Genomic DNA, 18,718 nt, shown 5'->3' on the forward strand with positions numbered 1-18,718 from the left:
CCCGCCGTTTTCGTGTTCACCGCCCTGTGTGTTTTTGCGATAGCGTACAGGTTCTACGGCCTCTTCATAGCACGGAAGGTGTTGCGGGTGGACCCGTCCCGGCCGGCGCCGTCCGTTACGATGGCCGACGGCCTCGACTACCACAAAACGAACCGCTTCGTCCTCTTCGGCCATCATTTCGCGGCGATAGCGGGAGCGGGGCCGCTTACGGGGCCTGTCCTCGCCGCCCAGTTCGGCTTTCTGCCCGGCGCTCTGTGGATCCTGATAGGGGCCGTGGTGGGGGGCGCCGTGCATGATATCGTCGTGCTCTTCGCCTCCGTCCGGCACAGAGGGGAGAGTCTCGCCGTTATCGCCAGAAGCGAGATCGGAAAGACCGCGGGCACGGTTTCTTCTGTTGCGTTTCTCCTGATTCTCATTCTCACCATCGCCGGCGCGTCGATCGCCATGACGAACGCCCTTGCCGAGAGCCCCTGGGGGATGCTCGTGGTGGCCACCACGATACCCGCCGCCCTGATCATGGGCGTCATCATGCGAAGGCCCGGGAACAAGGCCGTGATCATCGCAAGTGTCGTCGGCGTCGCCATATTGTTCTCGGCCGTGTTCTTCGGGAGGTTCGTTGCCGAATTCCCTGAACTGGCATCCCTTTTCAGGCTGAGCAAGAAACAAATATCCCTGCTCCTGCCGGTCTACGCATTCGCCGCCTCGGTGCTGCCCGTATGGCTCCTTCTCGCCCCCAGGGATTACCTCTCCACCTTTCTGAAGGTTGTCACCATCGCTGCCCTCACCGTGGGGATCCTTTTCCTGCACCCGACTTTCCGGATGCCGGCATTTACCCAGTATGTCCACGGAGGCGGCCCGGTCGTCCCGGGAGGTGTCTTCCCCTTTCTCTTCATAACCATCGCCTGCGGAGCGATCTCCGGGTTCCACGCGACGATTGCCTCGGGGACGACGCCGAAGATGCTGGCGAGCGAAAAGGACATCCTCTTCGTCGGGTACGGTGCCATGCTCTTTGAAGGCGTCGTCGCCATGATGGCCCTCGTGGCGGCCTGTGTCCTCGTGCCGGCCGATTATTTCGCAATCAATTCGTCCGCCGAAATGTACTCAAAACTGGGCATGAAACCTTTCGATCTCCCCTGGCTTTCCAGCATGATCGAGGAACAGCTCCAGGGCAGGCCGGGAGGGTCCGTGTCGCTCGCGGTGGGAATAGCCTTCATATTTTCGAAGATTCCCGCCATGGACAAACTGATCTCCTACTGGTACCACTTTGCCATAATGTTCGAGGCCGTCTTCATCCTCACCCTCATCGACGCGGGGACGAGGGCCGGGAGATTCCTCCTGCAGGAAATGGCCGGCGTCTTTTTCCCCAGGTTCAACAACCACAACTGGCTTCCGGGGATGATGGCGACGGGACTGGTTTTCACCTTCATGTGGGGCTACCTGCTGTATACGGGATCGATATCGACGATCTGGCCGCTCTTCGGGATCAGCAACCAGCTCCTGGCCGCCTGTGCCCTGATCATCGCAAGTACGATGCTGGTTCGCCTCGGCAGGGAAAAATACATATGGATAACCCTGATTCCCGGGATCGTCATGGCAATCATTACCCTCTGGGCCGGGTACATCAATATAACAGCCAATTACCTGCCGAACGGCCTCTACCTGCTTGCTTTTTTGTGCGCCGTCATCATGCTCCTCATCCTTATCATCATGGTTTCCGCTGGCATACGGACAAGAAGGCTTCTTAACATCAAAGACATGGTGACCGACACATGGGGGGATCGTGTACTCGTCAGGGTCGACGATGAGAATCCGCACCTCGGGAAGTAAGAGAACGCTCTGGGCCTTTCTTGTCTTCGTCATGTGCATCATGGCGGGAGGCGGATCGGGCGCAGCCTCGAACTTCATCACCAGCACGGAGCACGACCCTGTTTTTATCGGTGAGAAAAGCGAGATCGAGATCGGAAAGAACACCGACGGCCAGCTGCGGCAGCAGTACCGCATATCGACGGACCGGCAGCTGAACCAGCGAATAGGCGACATCGGCCGGAGGCTCGCAGCCCGTTCCGGCAGAAAGGGCCTGAACTATACCTTTACCGTCATCGACGATGAACTGGTAAATGCCTTTGCGGCCCCCGGCGGATATATCTACATCACCACCGGCATATTGAAGAAGCTCAAGGACGATCAGGAGATCGCAGGCGTACTGGGCCACGAGATAGGCCACGTCGTCAACAAGCACTCCCTGAAGGCCATTCAGCGCCAGATGCTGGCCCAATTGGGTTTTCAGATCATGGGCGCCATGCTCGGCGATGAAGGCATTTCCGGTACCATACTTCTCAAGGCCACAGAGATCAGCGCCAGCCTGTTGATGCTCAAGAACTCGCGGGAAAACGAACTGCAGGCCGACGCCGAAGGGGTAAAGATCATGCACCTCGCCGGCTACAATCCGCGGGCCATGATCGACATCCAGAAAATGTTCCTCAAGATGTCCCAGGGCAAGAATCCCCCCGCGATCATCTCCACCCATCCGCCTTCACAGGAGAGGATCGACGCGATCGAGAAAGCCATAGACACCGTGGAGTAACCTGTTTTCACTTCAGACCTTTGTCTTTCCAGTACGTGGTTGACTTTCCACGCGGCATCGTGTAGCAATTATGTGGGGTTGCGATAGACTAACAATATTGGCAGGGGGATATCGATGGAAGAGAATTGCACGGTGTCACGCTATTTGCTCAGCCGCCTTCATGAGATCGGCGTCAGGCATGTCTTTGGGGTTCCCGGGGATTACGTCCTCGATTTTCTGGACGAGGTTGTTGCCAGCCCCATTGAATGGGTGGGGACCTGCAATGAGCTGAACGCCGGTTATGCGGCAGACGGGTATGCCCGGATGAACGGCGTCGGTGCCGCGGTTGTGACGTACGGGGTGGGGGGCTTGAGCATTCTCAATGCCGCAGCGGGGGCCTTTGCCGAACATGTGCCCCTTGTCATCATCAGCGGTGCCCCGCCGGCGGGGCGCAGGGAAGCGGGAGCGCTCGTGCATCACCTCGTCTCCAATTATTATCTCCAACTGGAAATATTCAGGAAAATGACCGCCGATGCGGCCATACTGACGGACCCCGGCACCGCTCCCGATGAGATCGACAGGGTGATCGGAAACTGCATCACCCGGAAGCTGCCCGTTTACCTGGAGATCCCCTCCGACATCACGCACGCACCATGCCGCGCCCCGGGGGCCTTTCCCGGGTCCGCGCCTCTTGTCTCCGACGAGGACAGCCTGACAGAGTGCGTATCGGAGATCGTGGGGATGCTCGACAACTCCGAGCACCCCCTGATGCTCGCCGGCGTGGAACTGCTCCGTTTCGGCCTTGGGGCCGAGGCGCTTCGATTCGTGGAAACGGCGGAGATCCCCTTTGCCACGATGCTGAGCAGCAAGTCGGTTCTGCCCGAGCTTCATCCCCAGTTCGCGGGCATCTACCAGGGAGGCTGGAGCCGGGAGGTGGTGCGCCGGCAGGTGGAAGACTCCGACTGCCTCCTCTCTCTCGGTGCCTGGATAACCGACCTGGACACGGGTCTTTTCAGCGTGAATCTCGACTACCGGCGCATGGTTTTCGCCCAGGGGGGTCAGGTCCGCATCGGCAACCATTATTATCACCAGATTCAGTTGAAGGACCTCATCCGTACTCTGACCCTGGCCGCCCGGTCCCGCTCCTTCCTGAGCTCACATCCAGCGGAATCCCTTCAGCCGCAGAGGCCCTTCGAGCCTCAACCATCGTGCGCCCTGACGGCTCCGCGCCTCTACGAGTGCCTCGATCATTTTCTCGATGATCAGATGGTCCTTCTGTCGGAACCGGGCGACGCCTTCTGCGCCGCGCCGGAATTTCACATCGAAGAGGCCGAGAACTTTATCGTCCAGAACTATTATTCCTCCATTGGCTACTGCACGCCGGCGGCCCTGGGTGTTGCCCTGGCGCGTCCCGAAAAACGCCCCGTCGTCCTCACCGGCGACGGAGCCTTCCAGATGACGGCGCAGGAGGTCTCCACTCTGATCCGGAAAGGCTGCCCCGCTGTAATAGTCCTCATCAACAACGATGGCTATCTCGTCGAGCGGCTCCTCCATGAGGACGGGCCGTACAATGACCTCCAGATGTGGCAGTATTCCAAACTGCCCGGGGTGTTCAGCGACGGGTCGGGCACCGTCGGCATCAAGGTCGCCACGGAGGAGGAGCTTGCCGGGGCGATGAGCACCGCCGCTCGGGAAAAGGACAAGCTAGTGCTCATCGAGGCCTGTCTGCCGAAGGGCGATTGCTCCGATGGTTTGCGCCGTCTCGGCGAATCCTTCCGGAGGGCGCAGGAGAAGAAATAGAGGAGGGGACGCATGCAAGTGCCGGTCAGATCCTTCCTGATTATTGGCCTTTTCGTATGTACATTGCTCTTCTCCGTGGGTGCAGGGGCGGCTGGGCTTACCGACCTCGAGATGGTCGGAAGTTTCTCGGAGCTCGAAAAAGCGGCGGAGCAGGAGCTTGCCCGAACCGGGACGCCCAACACCACCATCCTCGGCCATCTGTGCTATGCCTATTCCCGCCTCAAGAGGTACAGCAAGCTTTTTGATTGCCTCGACGGGCTCGAAAAGCGGATCCAGTCGGGCGATACCGTTCTCGAGACCGACAAGGTCTTTATCTCCAATTCCGATGCGACGCCCATGCCCCATATGTTTCGCGCCGAGGCGCTTATCGAGCTCGGCGATTATAAGGGAGCGATCAGGGAAGGAAAGAACGCCCTTGGCAAGGTGCAGGACAGGATGACGACGGGTATGTGGCCGCCCAAGGTGTACCGCCTGTCGGTCATGGGAACGATGGGTCTCGCCTATGCCCTCGGCGGAGACCGCGCCAATGCGGCGGACCAGATAAGGCAGCTCGAAGAGATGTCCCTTGGTTTTATGGGGAGCTCTTTCACCCGTCCCTTCCGCAGGAATGCCATCGCAAGGATCCACATGGCGCTTGGTCAGTACGCGAAGGCGTTGGAGTATGTGAAGGATGAAGAGAGCGTCTGGGACCGCTCGGTGTGGTTTGTGAACAATATGGCCTGGGGCTATTCGGGGGACGATGGTCCCCAGATCTACCTGATCCTGCCCAAACTTTTCATTCGCGGCAAATGCCTTTCGGAAACGGGAGACCTCGCCGAGGCGAAGAGGACGATGGACGTCATGTTGCGCAATGTGCGGATTGCCGACAACGGCGAGATCTACTGGCTTACCCTCTTTGAGAGGGGACGCATCGCCGAGAAGGAAGGGGATCTCAAGACTGCAATAGACCTCTATCGCAAGGCGGTGGATGTCATAGAGAGGCAGCGCTCGTCGATCAACACCGAGTCGAACAAGATCGGGTTCGTGGGCGATAAGCAGGAAGTGTACGGACGCCTTGTGGCCTGCCTGCACTCCGATGGGCAGCACGCGCCGGCCCTTGAGTATGTTGAGCGTTCCAAGTCCCGGGCTCTCGTCGACCTGCTGGCCGAGAAACAGGACTTTTCGGTATCTTCCGGCGACCGGAAAAAGGTCCTCGACCTGCTCGCGTTGCACAAGAAAGAGGAAGAGGAGGCTCTTGTGCAGGACCCGTCCCCGGCATCGTCGGGGTTGCGCAGCCTCAGCATCAAGACGAGGGAGCAGCTGCGCGCGCAGTCCCCTGAGCTTGCCTCGCTGATAAGCGTCTCCACCGTTCCTGTCGCGGAGATTCGCTCCCTTATAGGCCCCGATGAAGCGCTCATCGAATACTATTACACGGGCGACGACCTCTACATCTTCACAATCTCGGAAGGCCAATTGAGGTCGACGAAAACGAAGAAAGGCACTCTGGTTGACGATATCCGCCTTTTGCGGACGCTCGTCGAGAACCCCCGTTCCGGTGCGTTTGTCAGCCTCTCGCGGCGCATCTATCGCCAGACCATCGGTCTCGTCGAGGGTGTCCTCAAGGCACCGAACCTGGTGATCGTCCCTCACGGTGCCCTGCACTATCTTCCCTTCAACGCGTTATATGACGGTGATCGTTACCTCGTCGAGCGATACACCGTCCGTATGATGCCCAGCGCGAGCGTTCTCGCGTACCTGCATGCAAGAAGGTCGGCGGGGCGGCCTGGCATCATCGCCTTCGGGAACCCCGACCTTGGCGATTCACGGTACGATCTCACTTATTCCCAGGGTGAGGCCATAGCCATCGCGGGAACATCGCCGGGGTCCAGGGTGTTCCTTCGCAAGGAAGCGACGGAGACGGCCTTCAGGGCGTACGGTATGGGGTTCAATTACATCCACTTCGCGACCCACGGCCATTTCGACTCCGATGCGCCGCTGAGTTCGGCCCTTCTGCTTGCCCGCGACGGCGACAGCGACGGCAGGCTGACGGTGGACAAACTCTATTCCATGAAGATCGATGCCGACCTCGTCACATTGAGCGCCTGCGAAACGGGTCTCGGGAAGGTAGCGAGCGGCGACGATATCGTTGGTTTGACGCGTGGTTTTCTCTATGCGGGATCGGCCTCCGTTGTGGCGAGCCTGTGGAAGGTCGACGACATGGCCACATCGTACCTGATGACGGAATTCTACAATACCCTGAAGAAGACCGGCAAGGCCGAAGCACTCAGACAGGCGCAACTGAGAACGAAAAGCAAATTCTCTCACCCCTTCTTCTGGGCCGCCTTTCAACTCACTGGCTCGGCCAAATAGCCGCATGAATCGCTCGAATAGTTTGAACCGCTCCAAAACCGCTGGATCCCGTGCCAAGCCCTGGATGATGACATGTTTCCAGCGTTCAGGCGGTTCAAAGGCCTGCGGCGTTTCTTCGGCCTCCTCATTTGCCTTGAAAAAGGGCAGGGTCTGTGCAATTGTATGGATATCGGCCCTCGAATGACATATACCGGCTTTTTTTCTAAATACTTCTCACCTCTCATATCCATGGTCACGGTTGTTCTGCTGGCGGTCTTTTTACCCGCCGGTGGTCTTCTCGCAAAGGACAAGCCGTCATCATTCGGGGAGATGATCGAGAAGGAGAAATTGGCCATTGAATCGACGCGCAAGGACATCCGCGCCTACATCGCGGGACAGCCTGAGCGCATGGGCAAGATAAGCGATAGGACGCATCGGCTCAGCCAGGAAATGCTCCGGCTCTTCATAATGCACAACATGGAAGATGACAATCCCATCGAGATGCGGGATATGCTGAGGCAGCTGACGATAGTGCGCCACCAGGCCGAGGCCCTTATAGCGCCCGTGAAACTGGAGACCAAGTTCATCGGGGACCTGAAAAGGATAATTAGCACGCATTTGAACGAGTATGAACGTTTGGCCGCGGACAATTCCATCCCCGGAGTGAACGAATCCGCCCGGCAGCATATCACGGAATTGAAAGAGACCATAGCTCTTGTCGAATCGGCCGAAGGCATTGTCGAGATCATCCCCAATGCCGTCGAGCAGCTCATTGCCCGGCTGGAACCAAGAATGGCCCTCATCGAGGACGACCTCAAACTGGCGTGGAAAACATATTTCCTCGCACCCCCTTACAGCCGGAGTCTTTTGACGGCAGATGCGTGGAAAACGGTGAAGATCATTCTCAAGAACTGGACAGATTTTTCGGCGTATTGGCTGATCCCGTACAGCGAGAACAAAAATGCCATAACGGCCTCCCTGACGAAAGGGGCGATATTCGTTATTGCCATGCTCGGTGCTTTCCTGGCCATCCTGGTACACTTTCGAAGAAAATATCCCTCAGTGCCCGTGGTGCGTTACTTTCTTCCCTTTTGCTGCTATGCGGCGCTGGGTCTTCCCCTCATGGTGATAGGCGCTACGACCGGCATCGGCCCGTTGAGCACGGTGAGTTTTCTCTCGGAGATCATACTGGCGGCTGGATTGGTCAGCCTGGGCTGGAATCTCAGGCGCCTGTCGGCCGGCGATCCGGCAACCTATAAACATAATCCCCTCTGGCAGTTCTGGGTAATATTTGCCGCGGGGGTGCTGGTTCAGCTCTTTCATTTCTCTGCACTGGAGTATTCCCCTCTGCTCGTTTTCCTTTTCATCGTCTCCGGGATCTATTCGCATATCCTTCAGAGGAAAGACCAGCACGCTCTGGACAGGAGAGTGCTCACCATAACTATCTGGCTGTCGTATGTTCTTGCCGCCGCCACCCTTTTCGGATGGGGCAGCCTCTCGATGCTCGCCGCGACCATATGGTTCGCGATTATGCTGAACATCGAGTTGGGGGCCGGGTTGACGGGGTGCCTCAGAAAGATCCGGTCGGCCACCGAGCAAGGCGCAACTGTCGCCGGGAGGCTTGCCGAAGGCGTTGTGTTCCCCGTGGTCTTTCTCGGGCTTTTTGCGGTCACCATACTCTGGATAACCCTCTATGTCGGCGGCATGCCCCTTGTCGCCGAGATCATACAGTGGCATGTGATCATCGGGTATCTCTCGTTGAACCTGTCCATGATCGTTGTTATTCTCGCCATTCTTTTCGTCACGCGATCCTTCGTTGTTCTCGTCAACGCGGCCATCACATTTGTCGCAACGCGTTTTGGGACCGGGGTAAGAGAAGGGGTTGTCAAATCCCTTCACGCCATATCGACATACGTGATATGGTCCCTGTATGTTCTTCTGTCATTGAAGCTGATAGGGGTGAGCGTCGCCCACCTGGCCATCATTGCCGGGGGATTGTCCATTGGGGCCGGTTTCGGCCTTCAGGACATGATCAAGAACTTTTTCAGCGGCCTCATACTCCTTTTCGGCAGATCGATCCACCCCGGCGATGAGATCCAACTCGGGGACGTTCGTGGAACGGTGATGAGGATAAATATCCGGAACACCATCGTGCAGACCAACGACGACTCCACCATCTTCATACCCAACTCTGACCTCATATACAAGAACATAGTCAACTGGACGTATCGTGATCCGCGGGGCAGGGCCGAGATAGCCGTGGGAGTGGCCTATGGCTCCGACACCGAACTCGTGAAAGACCTTCTTGTCCGCTGCGCTCTTTCCCATGCGGGGGTCCTGAGGGGTCCTGAGCCCTATGTTCTTTTCTGGGATTTTGGAGACAACGCCCTTGTGTTCCGCTTGAGATTCTGGATACGGCACCCCGTCCAGACACGGGACAGGATATCTTCCGCGATCCGGTTCGAGATAGACAGGGCATTTAAGGATAACAACATCGAGATCGCCTTCCCCCAGCAGGACATCCATATCCGCTCGGCTGAAGGCCTTAACACCTGCCTGGAAGCCCAGAAAGCGCCAGAGACGTAACGTTCTTGAAGAGGTGAGAATGCTAAAGCAAGTGGGCTCCTTCGATCCCGTCCCAAAGGACGATCTTCTGAACAGGATCGACAGACTTCGTCATCTCATGGCGGGCGCCGGGATCGACTTTGCCTTCATGGTGCAGAGTGTAGACAGATTCTACTTCACCGGAACGATGCAGAAAGGCGTTGTTGTGATACCTCTGGAACAGGAGCCCCTCATCTTTGTTGAAAAGGGTACTGAACGAGCGGCCATGGAGACGCCGCTTGCCATCACCCCCGTCAAGAATGATAGGGAAATAGGGGATATCCTCAGCGACCGGCATCTCCTCAAGGGAAAGGCCGGTCTGGAGCTTGATGTGCTGCCCGTCGCGGTCTTTGACAGGTTGAAGAGGGTCGTCGGTTTCGGCCGGTATGCCGATATATCAAAGCAGATCAAAGAGGTGCGGGCCATCAAGAGCCGGTTCGAGCTGGACCAGATAATGAGGTCGGGCGAGATGCTCTCCCATGTTTTCGCAAGGGCACGGGATGAGGTCCGCGAAGGCCGGACGGAGCTTGAGATCGAAGCGGTCCTCATGTCCGCCAGCAGAAAGATGGGCCATCAGGGTCTTCTCAGGATGAGAGGGATAAATCAGGAAATGATGACGATGACCGTGCAGGCGGGATTCACCGGTGCCCTTCCCACTTTGCTTGACGCGCCGATAACGGGGATAGGCGTTACACCTGCCGTCCCTCAGGGGTCCTCCTTCAAGGAGGTCGAGAGGGGTGTCCCGGTCACGATAGACTATGGCGGAGGGTATAACGGGTATATCACCGACGAGACGAGGACTTTCGTGGTCGGCGAACTCCGGGAGCCCTTCAGAAGGCCCTATGAAACAGCACAATCGATCATAGAGGATGTGATCGCCTTCGCAAGGCCGGGGACCGATTGCAGGGATATTTTTCGTCGCGCGGACGACATGGCAAGGAAGGCCGGCCTCAGGGAATACTTCATGGGATACGGCGAAGGCAAGGTGGGATTCATCGGCCATGGTCTCGGTCTCGAGATCAATGAACTGCCCGTCCTGACCCCGCGGCACGAAATGCTGCTGGAACGAGGGATGGTATTCGCATTTGAGCCGAAATTCGTACTTCCCAACCTCGGGGCGGTCGGCATCGAGATCGATCTCATAGTGGGCCCCGATCGAGTTGAACGGGTCACGACAAATTCGACAGACATTGCACGTATTTGATGCGTCACACATCAACGACCCGTTGTTTCGTGGAAAGGAGATCGTGATCCGAGCCGTTTGTCGGCAGGCGCGGAAACGCGTTTATTCTCCTTGACGGGCGGGGTTACCCTGCGGCAAATACTATGGGGAGGAAAAATGGCCGGGAAATGGGGTGTCATTGTCATCGACCTGCAGGGCGACTTTACCGAGTGGAAACAAGGGAGCCTGGCGGTTCCCGGCTCTGATGAAGATTACGTGAGAAGCGTCGAAGAGGCCACGCGGCTGCTGAAAGAGCTTCACCTCCCTGTTTTTGGCACCCAGGACTGGCACCCTCCCGATCACGTGTCCTTTGCCACGAGCCATCCGGGCAAAAGACCCTTTGAAACGACGCTTGTCAACGGAACAGTTCAAGAACTCTGGCCGCCTCATTGCATACAGGGGACGGAAAATGCCCGTATCGTTATAGACAATAACCTTTTTCTTGCAGTGGTAAAGAAGGCGCAGGACCGGATGACCGAATCATACTCCGGCTTTCAGCACGGGCACGAGCTTCACAACATACTGCGGATAAACGAAATAGAGAAAGTCATAGTCTATGGGCTTGCAGCCGATTTTTGCGTAAAGGCCACGTCCCTCAACCTCGCTGCGGCGAACTACCCGACGGTTGTTGTTGAGGATCTTTGCCGATCCGTATCTCCCCATACGGCCGCGGCCGCTGTCGACGAAATGCGACGCAAAGGGGTGCGCGTCATAAGCGCAATTGAAGAGATGATAGAGGAGATTCGCGACACCGTGGATAAGACGGGGATCGAGCGAGAAAGATCTCCCAGGCATTGTCCTTGCCCGGGAAAAGATTGCTAAACCAGGCGATGAAAAACTCAAAGGAACATTCGCCTATTTCGATCGGTGAGCGGCAGGGGCAACGACCGATCGGAGGATCCATTCAGGGGTCTCGGGCGAGAAGGTTCTTCCAACAGGTGGTCCGTAAGAGCCTGAGGGCCTATCGCAAGGCCTGTGGCTAACCTGTGGGAATTGTTTAAGGTCCATTTTTTTTGTGAAGTTTTTCTTGACACTAATTTGAACGTTCTTTAATAATGAGAGTACATGGGGGCAAATTCGGGGAGAGATTGTCAGACGGTTCCACTATCACGTGAATTTTACCTAAATTTCAACTTACCTGTTCGAACGACCTACGGCGCGACTGATCACAGTTAACGCCACACGAGTGTGGCATAGGAGAGATCCATGCCCGAACAAATTCGAAGGATCCTCGGGAAGCATGGCCGCAGTCCCGATGAACTGATCCCAATTCTGCAGGATGTCCAGGCGGTCTTCGGGTACATCGGAGAGCCTGAAGTTAAGGCTATTTCCCGATACCTTCGCATCTCGGAAAATCAGATATACGGTGTCTCATCATTCTATGCGCAATTTCGATTCACCCCGCCGGGTCGGCACGGGATCAAGGTCTGTCTCGGAACGGCCTGCCACGTCCGCGGCGGCGGAACTCTGCTCGACAGCCTGGAACACGGGTTGGGTATTCACTGCGGAGAGACGACCGAGGACAAGCGTTTCGATGTGGATCGCGTCGCCTGCCTTGGATGTTGCGCGCTTTCGCCTGTGGTGCAGATCGATCGTGATATTTACAGCAGGATAACGGTCAACAAACTGACGGAGTTATTGAAAAATTATGAATAAACTCACTAAGAAGATCGATTCGGCAAAAGGTAAATGGAAAAAGCTCAGGGAGAACAGGGAGCCCATCGTTTACATCGGCGCCGCGTCCTGTGGCAGGGCCGCGGGGGCCCTCGATCTCAAAGAGGCGGTAAAGACATTCCTTGACGAAAACAAGCAGTCCGCCCGCATCATCGAAGTGGGCTGCATCGGGCCGTGCTACCTTGAACCTCTTGTGGATATCAAGATGCCCGGTCAGCCTCGCGTGAGCTACAACAACGTGAACGCGAAGACCCTGCAGATGATCCTGAAGTCCCATTTTCAGAACGGAGAACCCCACAAGAAACTTGTCCTCGGCCATTTCGGAACAGACGATTTCGACGGTATCCCGCGCTTCTACGACCTCCCCATGCTGAAGCCCCAGGTCCGCATAGTCCTTCGCAACTGCGGTCTGATCGACCCCGAGGAGATCGACCAGTACCTTGCGGTGGACGGCTATCAGGGGTTCATGAAGGCGCTCAAGTCCACTCCGGAGGACGTCATCGCCACGGTCCGGCAGGCGGGTTTGAGAGGGCGCGGCGGGGCCGGCTTCCCGACCTTCAGGAAATGGACGGTCTGCAGGGAGTCTGCGGGAGAGCAGAAATACCTCATCTGCAACGCCGATGAAGGCGACCCCGGCGCCTTCATGAACAGGTCTCTTATCGAGTCCGACCCGCACGCCGTGCTGGAGGGAATGCTCATTGCCGGCTACGCCATCGGCGCGAGCAAGGGCATTGTCTATATCCGCGCGGAGTACCCCCTTGCCATAGAGAGGCTCAAGAGGGCCATCGGCCAGATGCGCGAGTACGGGCTTCTCGGCAAGAACATCCTCGGCTCGGATTTCAGTTTTGAGATAAAGATCAAGGAGGGAGCGGGCGCTTTCGTCTGCGGTGAAGAGACGGCGCTTATCGGCTCCATAGAGGGAAAACGGGGCATGCCCCGTTCGCGCCCGCCGTTCCCTGCAATAGCGGGTCTCTTCGGCGCGCCGACCATTATCAACAACGTCGAGACACTGGGGACTTTGCCAAACATCCTCAGAAATGGTCCCGAATGGTATTCGCGGTTCGGCAAGGAGGGCAACAGGGGGACGAAGACCTTCTCGCTCGTCGGCAAGATACGCCGGCCCGGCCTGATCGAGGTCCAGCTCGGCACGACGCTCAGGGAGATCATCTTCGATATCGGCGGTGGAGTGCAGAAGCCTTTTAAGGCGATCCAGACGGGCGGGCCTTCGGGCGGGTGCCTGTCGGAGGAATTCCTTGACCTTACGGTCGACTATGAATCCCTTGCAAGCGCCGGTTCCATCATGGGTTCCGGCGGGCTTATCGTCATGGACGAGGACACCTGCATCGTCGATCTGGCGAAGTATTTTCTTGATTTCACCCAGAAGGAATCATGCGGCAAGTGCGTGCCCTGCAGGGTAGGTACGAAACATATTTTGGAGGTTCTTCAGAAGATCACAAACGGCGAGGGAACGCCCGATGACCTTCTTGCATTGAGGACCCTCGGCGACACCATAAAGAAGGGGGCCCTGTGCGGTCTCGGCCAGACGGCGCCGAACCCTGTCCTGACGACGCTGCGGTACTTTCGCAACGAATACCTGGAGCACATCAGGGACCACAGGTGCCGCGCCACGGTATGTAAGCCTCTCATCGAATACCGCGTCATCAAGGAAAAATGCACCGGATGTCAATCCTGTGTCCGGGTTTGCCCAACGGGGGCAATAACGGGCCCGAGGTCGGAGCCACACAACCTCGACGCGTCCAAGTGCATAAAGTGCCGTTCTTGCTATGAGGTCTGCCGTTACGAAGCTATCGCGGGCGACGCCATCGTGATCAGGACAGCGGAGAGTAAATCATGACAAGGGAGAAAAAGGTTACCATCACAATCGACAACAGGAAAGTAGAAGCAAAGGCAAATATGACCATCCTCCAGGCCGCGAGAGACAATAACATCGACATACCATCGCTGTGCGCCCTGGAGCACCTGCCATCCTACGGCGCATGCCGCCTGTGCGTTGTGGAGGTTGACGGCATAAGGGGTTTCCCGACATCGTGCACGACGCCCGTGGACGACGGCATGGTGATCCGCACCGACACCGCCGAGGTGAGGACGCTTCGGCAGGAGGTGCTCAAGCTTCTCTTGAGCGAGCATCCGGCGAGCTGCCTTTTCTGTGAGGAACAGACGGAGTGCAAGAATTACCAGGGAACGATCCGCAAGGTGGGTGTAACCACGGGCTGCCGGTACTGCCCCAACGACGAGCTTTGCGAGCTTCAGGATATAACGAAGAAGGTCGGCCTCACGGAAACATCCTACCCGGTGTACTACAGGAATTTTCCCGTCGAAAAGGAAGATCCTTTTTATGACAGGGACTACAATCTGTGCCTTCTGTGCGGCCGCTGCGTAAGGGTCTGCAACGATATCCGGCTCAACGGGACCTTGAGTTTCAAACAGCGCGGAAATATGACCACCATAGGGCCGGCGTTTGCGCGCACTCATCTCGAGGCGGGGTGCGAATTTTGTGGAGCCTGCGTGGCCGTGTGCCCCACGGGTGCATTGTCGGCAAAGGCGAGCAAGTGGTCGGGCAAGCCCGACGAGATCGTCGAGTCCACATGCCCCTATTGCCCGGTTGGATGCACACTTGATCTCAAGGTGAAAGGGGGAGAGGTTGTCGACGTCAGCGCCGACTATGATTCCCCGACGGAACATGGCCTTATCTGTGTGAAGGGCCGGTTCGCAATACCCGAATACGTTCTGAGCCCGGAAAGGCTCGCGAGACCGACGATACTCAAGCCGGAAGGCTACGACTTTCTTCCGTGGGAAGAGGCGCTTGACGAGGCCGCCGCGAAGCTCAAGGCGGCGGGGCCAAAGAACGCCTTCGTCATGGTGTCGCCGCAACTGTCCAACGAGGACCTTTACGTAGCGCAGCGATTCGCGAGGGAGGTCATCGGGACGGAGGCGATCCTTTCGCCGGTGATATTTGACCTCGGCAGCGACCTGAGATCTTTCATCGATCTCGCCATGATGTCGGAACCCATCGATACGGTGGCCTCCGCAGATGGCATCCTGACCATCGGTCTCGATACTACCTACGGTTTCACGCCCCTTGGCATCGCCGTGAAGAAAGCGGCCAGGAGCACAGCCTCTCTGGTAACGGTCAGCGGTTACGAGTGCAACCTTGACATGCTTTCCGAAGAGGCCTTTCGATCAGATGCGGCAAAATGGCCTGAGTTCATTGACGGCATAATGAAGTCGATGACAGGCAATGGAACGAGAAAAAAAACCGCGGCATCCCCTTTCAGGAAGGGTGGCCGCAACGTCGTCATCCTCGGGCCTGAGGCCATATTCTCGGCTAAACGCAAAGAGATATTCGAACGTGTTCTCACAATGAGGAACGATCTGGGATGGAAGGTGATCCTGTGCCATCCTTATACAAATCTCATGGGCATGCTTGCCATGGGGGCATTCCCCGGTCTGAAGCCGGGAGGACTAAGGCCCGACGCCCCGCTGAAGATCAAGGACCCGGCGGGTGCTGTCGATCTCAAGCAAGCCCGCAAGGTCGGCTATTTCATCGGTGAGGTCCCGTCGGCCGGAATGCCGAAATGTGAGTACATCATTTACCAGAATGCTCTCCCCGCACCTGCCGGGAAGGATCCAGGGCTTATGCTGCCCTCCGCTCTTTTTACGGAGGCGCCCGGGACGACGGTCAGTTTCGAAGGTAGGATCCTCTCTTTCAACAAGGCGTCGGCCCCCTCCGCCGAATCGAAGCCCGACTGGTGGATCATATCGGGTATAGCGGCGAGATTGAAAAAGGGAGCTTTGAAATACGGATCTCTGGCCGCCATCCAATCAGAGATCCGAAAGTCGATCCCCGGTTTTTCGGGCAAGGAAAAGAGGGTCCCGAGAAAAAAGGTGGTCATGGAAGGTAAGGCGGCAGCAAGGAGTCCCCTGGGACCGGGCCGTGACAAAGCCCCTTCGGCGGCGTTCCGCGGTGTGCCCCTTCACGATCATGTGGCCGGTATGAAGGCGATAGAAGAAAGGAGGCATAAGTGAATAAGGTCATAGAGCGGTCGATGATCGTTCCCAATATGCATTTGCTTGAGATAGAGGCCCCTCAGATCGCCTCCAAGGTGAAGCCCGGACAGTTTGTGATCGTCCGGGGAGATGACGAAGGGGAGCGCATCCCTCTTTCCATAGCCGACTATGATGTCGAAAAAGGGAGCATATCCATCGTTTTCATGGAGGTAGGCGCGTCGACCTCGGCGCTCGCCCGGCTCAAGGCAGGCGATGAGGTGGCGACCTGTGTCGGCCCGCTGGGGAACGCGACATCGATAGAGACATTCGGAAACGTCATGCTGGTGGGAGGATGCTACGGGATAGGAAGCCTTTACCCCGTGGCGAAGGAGTTGAAGGCGAAGGGGAACAAGATCACTGTGGTTCTGGAGGCAAGAAGCTCGTACCTGATCTACTGGTTGAACAAGTATGTCCCGCTGGCGGACAAGATATTCACCATAACCCGTGACGGGAGCCTGGGAACGAAAGGCCACATAAGCCGTCTGCCGGACGTAATACACGGCATGCCCGTCCGGCCCGACAGGATCATCGTCAACGGGTGCACCTATCTCATGGCGCATACGTCGGAGGTCACAAAAGACCTGGGGATCCCGATAGTGGTCAACTTAAACCCCATTATGATCGACGGCACGGGGATGTGCGGTGTCTGCCGAGTTACCGTTGGCGGACAAATGAAATTTGCCTGCGTGGATGGTCCCGAGTTTAACGGACACGACATTGACTGGAAGGAATTTCTCGCGCGCAGAAAGGCGTATACGACTGAAGAGACGCTCTTCTTCCGCAGGAGCGACGCCCCATCTGCGCATAACGAAGGGAAGTGTGCCTGGCATGAATGAAGAGAAAACGCAGGAAAAAACAAGCAAGATCGATCTCAATCGGAGAGACATGCCGAGGCAGTCACCCGAGATGAGACGGAACAACTTCAGCGAGGTAGCGCTGGGTTATACGCAGGAAATGGCGCTGGCTGAAGCCTCGCGCTGTCTCCAGTGCAAGAAGCCCAAGTGCCAGACAGGGTGCCCGGTGGAGATAGACATCCCCGGTTTCATATCCTGTATCAACAAAGGTGATTTTGCGGCGGGGATAAAAAAGCTCAAGGAAAAGAACTGCCTGCCTGCCGTATCCGGCAGGGTGTGTCCCCAGGAATCCCAGTGCGAGTCGAAATGCATACTGGGCAACAAAAAAGCCGAAATTGCCATCGGACGGCTTGAGCGGTTTCTCGCAGACTGGGAGGCGGCCCAGGGAAAAGTGGACCTGCCGGCCAGGGCGAAGTCCACGGGGAAAAAGATTGCCATTGTAGGTTCCGGCCCAGCGGGGCTTACCGTTGCAGGCGACCTCATCCTTCTCGGTCATGAAGTGACCATCTTCGAGGCGCTTCACAAGGCCGGGGGTGTTCTCGTCTACGGCATCCCGGAATTCCGTCTTCCCAAGGCCATCGTTCAGCGGGAAGTGGATTATCTGAAGGCCCTTGGGGTGAAGGTGTTCACCGATTTCGTTGTCGGGAAGACGCGTTCCATTGATGAGATCCTTGAGGAGTTCGATGCCGTGTTTGTGGGAACCGGCGCGGGGCTTCCCTGGTTCATGAACATCCCCGGGGAGAACCTCAACGGTGTCTATTCGGCGAACGAATACCTGACGCGTATGAACCTCATGAAGGGTTACCTGTATCCGAAATCCTCGACACCCGTCAAGAAGCATGTGAAGGTGGCGGTTGTCGGCGGAGGCAACGTGGCAATGGATTCCGCCCGGACGGCCCTGCGTATGGGCGCCGCGGAATCGCATATCGTTTACCGGCGCTCCCACGCTGAGTTGCCGGCGCGTGCCGAGGAGGCTGAAAACGCCGAGGAAGAAGGAGTGATCTTCGATCTGCTCACCCTGCCGCTCGCCTATATAGGAGACGAGAACGGTTGGGTCAAGGAGATTGAATGCATCAAGATGGAACTTGGCGAGCCCGATGCTTCGGGAAGGCGTACCCCCGTGGAGAAGAAGGGTTCCAATTTCCGGATGCAGACGGATGCGGTAGTGTGTGCCATCGGCAACAGCCCCAATCCCCTGGTACCGGCAACAACGCCGGGTCTTGACACGACGAAACGGGGAACACTGGTTGCAGACCCCGAGACAGGGAAAACAACCCGCGACCGGGTATGGGCAGGAGGCGACATAGTGACGGGGGCGGCAACGGTCATCCTTGCCATGGGGGCCGGTAGAAAGGCGGCCCGCGCCATCCACGAGTATCTGACGACAGGAAAACAGTGAGATAACGGTTTTGTGCCGAGTTATATGATTAGAACCGCTTGAACGTTATAGGACAAAGACCGTCATTTCGGTTTTAAGTCCCGTATCTTCAGCCGCGACATAGAGGGGGGGGACGAGCCTCTGGACGCAGGGGATACAGTTCAGAGGACGGACCAGGGGGGTTTTAAAAATACGCGCTGTCAACGCTCAAGCGGTTCGACCCAAAA

The 18,718-nt window shown here is 57.2% G+C and carries 12 protein-coding genes; all 12 read left to right on the forward strand.

The window, feature by feature from the left end:
• Positions 1–1,827: carbon starvation protein A (locus PHC90_10195; protein MDD3846716.1), on the forward strand; the 1,827-nt coding region annotated here is incomplete at its 5' end.
• A complete protein-coding gene (locus tag PHC90_10200; protein ID MDD3846717.1) occupies positions 1,802–2,584 on the forward strand; it encodes a M48 family metallopeptidase in 783 nt (260 codons plus the stop codon). The genes PHC90_10195 and PHC90_10200, both read left to right, overlap by 26 nt.
• Before the next feature lie 114 nt (positions 2,585–2,698).
• Positions 2,699–4,363, forward strand: a complete 1,665-nt coding sequence (locus tag PHC90_10205) for a thiamine pyrophosphate-binding protein (GenBank protein ID MDD3846718.1) — start codon at positions 2,699–2,701, stop codon at positions 4,361–4,363.
• Between the two features lie 12 nt (positions 4,364–4,375).
• Positions 4,376–6,712 (forward strand): CHAT domain-containing protein, encoded by a 2,337-nt coding sequence (locus PHC90_10210; GenBank protein MDD3846719.1) that lies wholly within the window; start codon positions 4,376–4,378, stop codon positions 6,710–6,712.
• Between the two features lie 72 nt (positions 6,713–6,784).
• Entirely contained in the window at positions 6,785–9,277 is a 2,493-nt protein-coding gene (locus PHC90_10215) for a mechanosensitive ion channel (GenBank protein ID MDD3846720.1), read from the forward strand.
• Between the two features lie 19 nt (positions 9,278–9,296).
• Positions 9,297–10,499, forward strand: coding sequence for a Xaa-Pro peptidase family protein (locus PHC90_10220; GenBank protein MDD3846721.1), 1,203 nt, complete (start codon positions 9,297–9,299; stop codon positions 10,497–10,499).
• Between the two features lie 135 nt (positions 10,500–10,634).
• Positions 10,635–11,339 (forward strand): isochorismatase family protein, encoded by a 705-nt coding sequence (locus tag PHC90_10225; GenBank protein ID MDD3846722.1) that lies wholly within the window; start codon positions 10,635–10,637, stop codon positions 11,337–11,339.
• A 384-nt stretch (positions 11,340–11,723) separates the two neighbouring features.
• Positions 11,724–12,173: an NAD(P)H-dependent oxidoreductase subunit E gene (locus PHC90_10230; protein ID MDD3846723.1), complete on the forward strand. Its 450-nt coding sequence runs from the start codon at positions 11,724–11,726 to the stop codon at positions 12,171–12,173.
• Positions 12,166–14,046 carry an NADH-ubiquinone oxidoreductase-F iron-sulfur binding region domain-containing protein gene (locus PHC90_10235; GenBank protein ID MDD3846724.1) on the forward strand — a complete coding sequence of 627 codons (1,881 nt, stop codon included), beginning with the start codon at positions 12,166–12,168 and terminating at the stop codon, positions 14,044–14,046. Before PHC90_10230 ends, PHC90_10235 begins: the two co-directional genes overlap by 8 nt.
• Complete coding sequence (locus PHC90_10240) at positions 14,043–16,238, forward strand: 2Fe-2S iron-sulfur cluster-binding protein (GenBank protein ID MDD3846725.1); 2,196 nt, start codon at positions 14,043–14,045, stop codon at positions 16,236–16,238. Before PHC90_10235 ends, PHC90_10240 begins: the two co-directional genes overlap by 4 nt.
• Positions 16,235–17,095, forward strand: coding sequence for a sulfide/dihydroorotate dehydrogenase-like FAD/NAD-binding protein (locus tag PHC90_10245; GenBank protein MDD3846726.1), 861 nt, complete (start codon positions 16,235–16,237; stop codon positions 17,093–17,095). Before PHC90_10240 ends, PHC90_10245 begins: the two co-directional genes overlap by 4 nt.
• Positions 17,088–18,512 carry an NADPH-dependent glutamate synthase gene (gene gltA, locus PHC90_10250; GenBank protein ID MDD3846727.1) on the forward strand — a complete coding sequence of 475 codons (1,425 nt, stop codon included), beginning with the start codon at positions 17,088–17,090 and terminating at the stop codon, positions 18,510–18,512. Before PHC90_10245 ends, gltA begins: the two co-directional genes overlap by 8 nt.
• The last annotated feature ends 206 nt before the right edge of the window (positions 18,513–18,718 follow it).

The organism is Syntrophorhabdaceae bacterium (assembly GCA_028698615.1).
Classification (GTDB): Bacteria; Desulfobacterota; Syntrophorhabdia; order Syntrophorhabdales; family Syntrophorhabdaceae; genus Delta-02.

Excerpts from the sequence above, each read along its gene's own strand:
- PHC90_10200 (MDD3846717.1), top strand. The coding sequence starts at position 1,802 with ATGAGAATCCGCACCTCGGGAAGTAAGAGAACGCTCTGGGCCTTTCTT.
- PHC90_10205 (MDD3846718.1), top strand. The coding sequence starts at position 2,699 with ATGGAAGAGAATTGCACGGTGTCACGCTATTTGCTCAGCCGCCTTCAT.
- PHC90_10210 (MDD3846719.1), top strand. The coding sequence starts at position 4,376 with ATGCAAGTGCCGGTCAGATCCTTCCTGATTATTGGCCTTTTCGTATGT.
- PHC90_10215 (MDD3846720.1), top strand. The coding sequence starts at position 6,785 with ATGTTTCCAGCGTTCAGGCGGTTCAAAGGCCTGCGGCGTTTCTTCGGC.
- PHC90_10220 (MDD3846721.1), top strand. The coding sequence starts at position 9,297 with ATGCTAAAGCAAGTGGGCTCCTTCGATCCCGTCCCAAAGGACGATCTT.
- PHC90_10225 (MDD3846722.1), top strand. The coding sequence starts at position 10,635 with ATGGCCGGGAAATGGGGTGTCATTGTCATCGACCTGCAGGGCGACTTT.
- PHC90_10230 (MDD3846723.1), top strand. The coding sequence starts at position 11,724 with ATGCCCGAACAAATTCGAAGGATCCTCGGGAAGCATGGCCGCAGTCCC.
- PHC90_10235 (MDD3846724.1), top strand. The coding sequence starts at position 12,166 with ATGAATAAACTCACTAAGAAGATCGATTCGGCAAAAGGTAAATGGAAA.
- PHC90_10240 (MDD3846725.1), top strand. The coding sequence starts at position 14,043 with ATGACAAGGGAGAAAAAGGTTACCATCACAATCGACAACAGGAAAGTA.
- gltA (MDD3846727.1), top strand. The coding sequence starts at position 17,088 with ATGAATGAAGAGAAAACGCAGGAAAAAACAAGCAAGATCGATCTCAAT.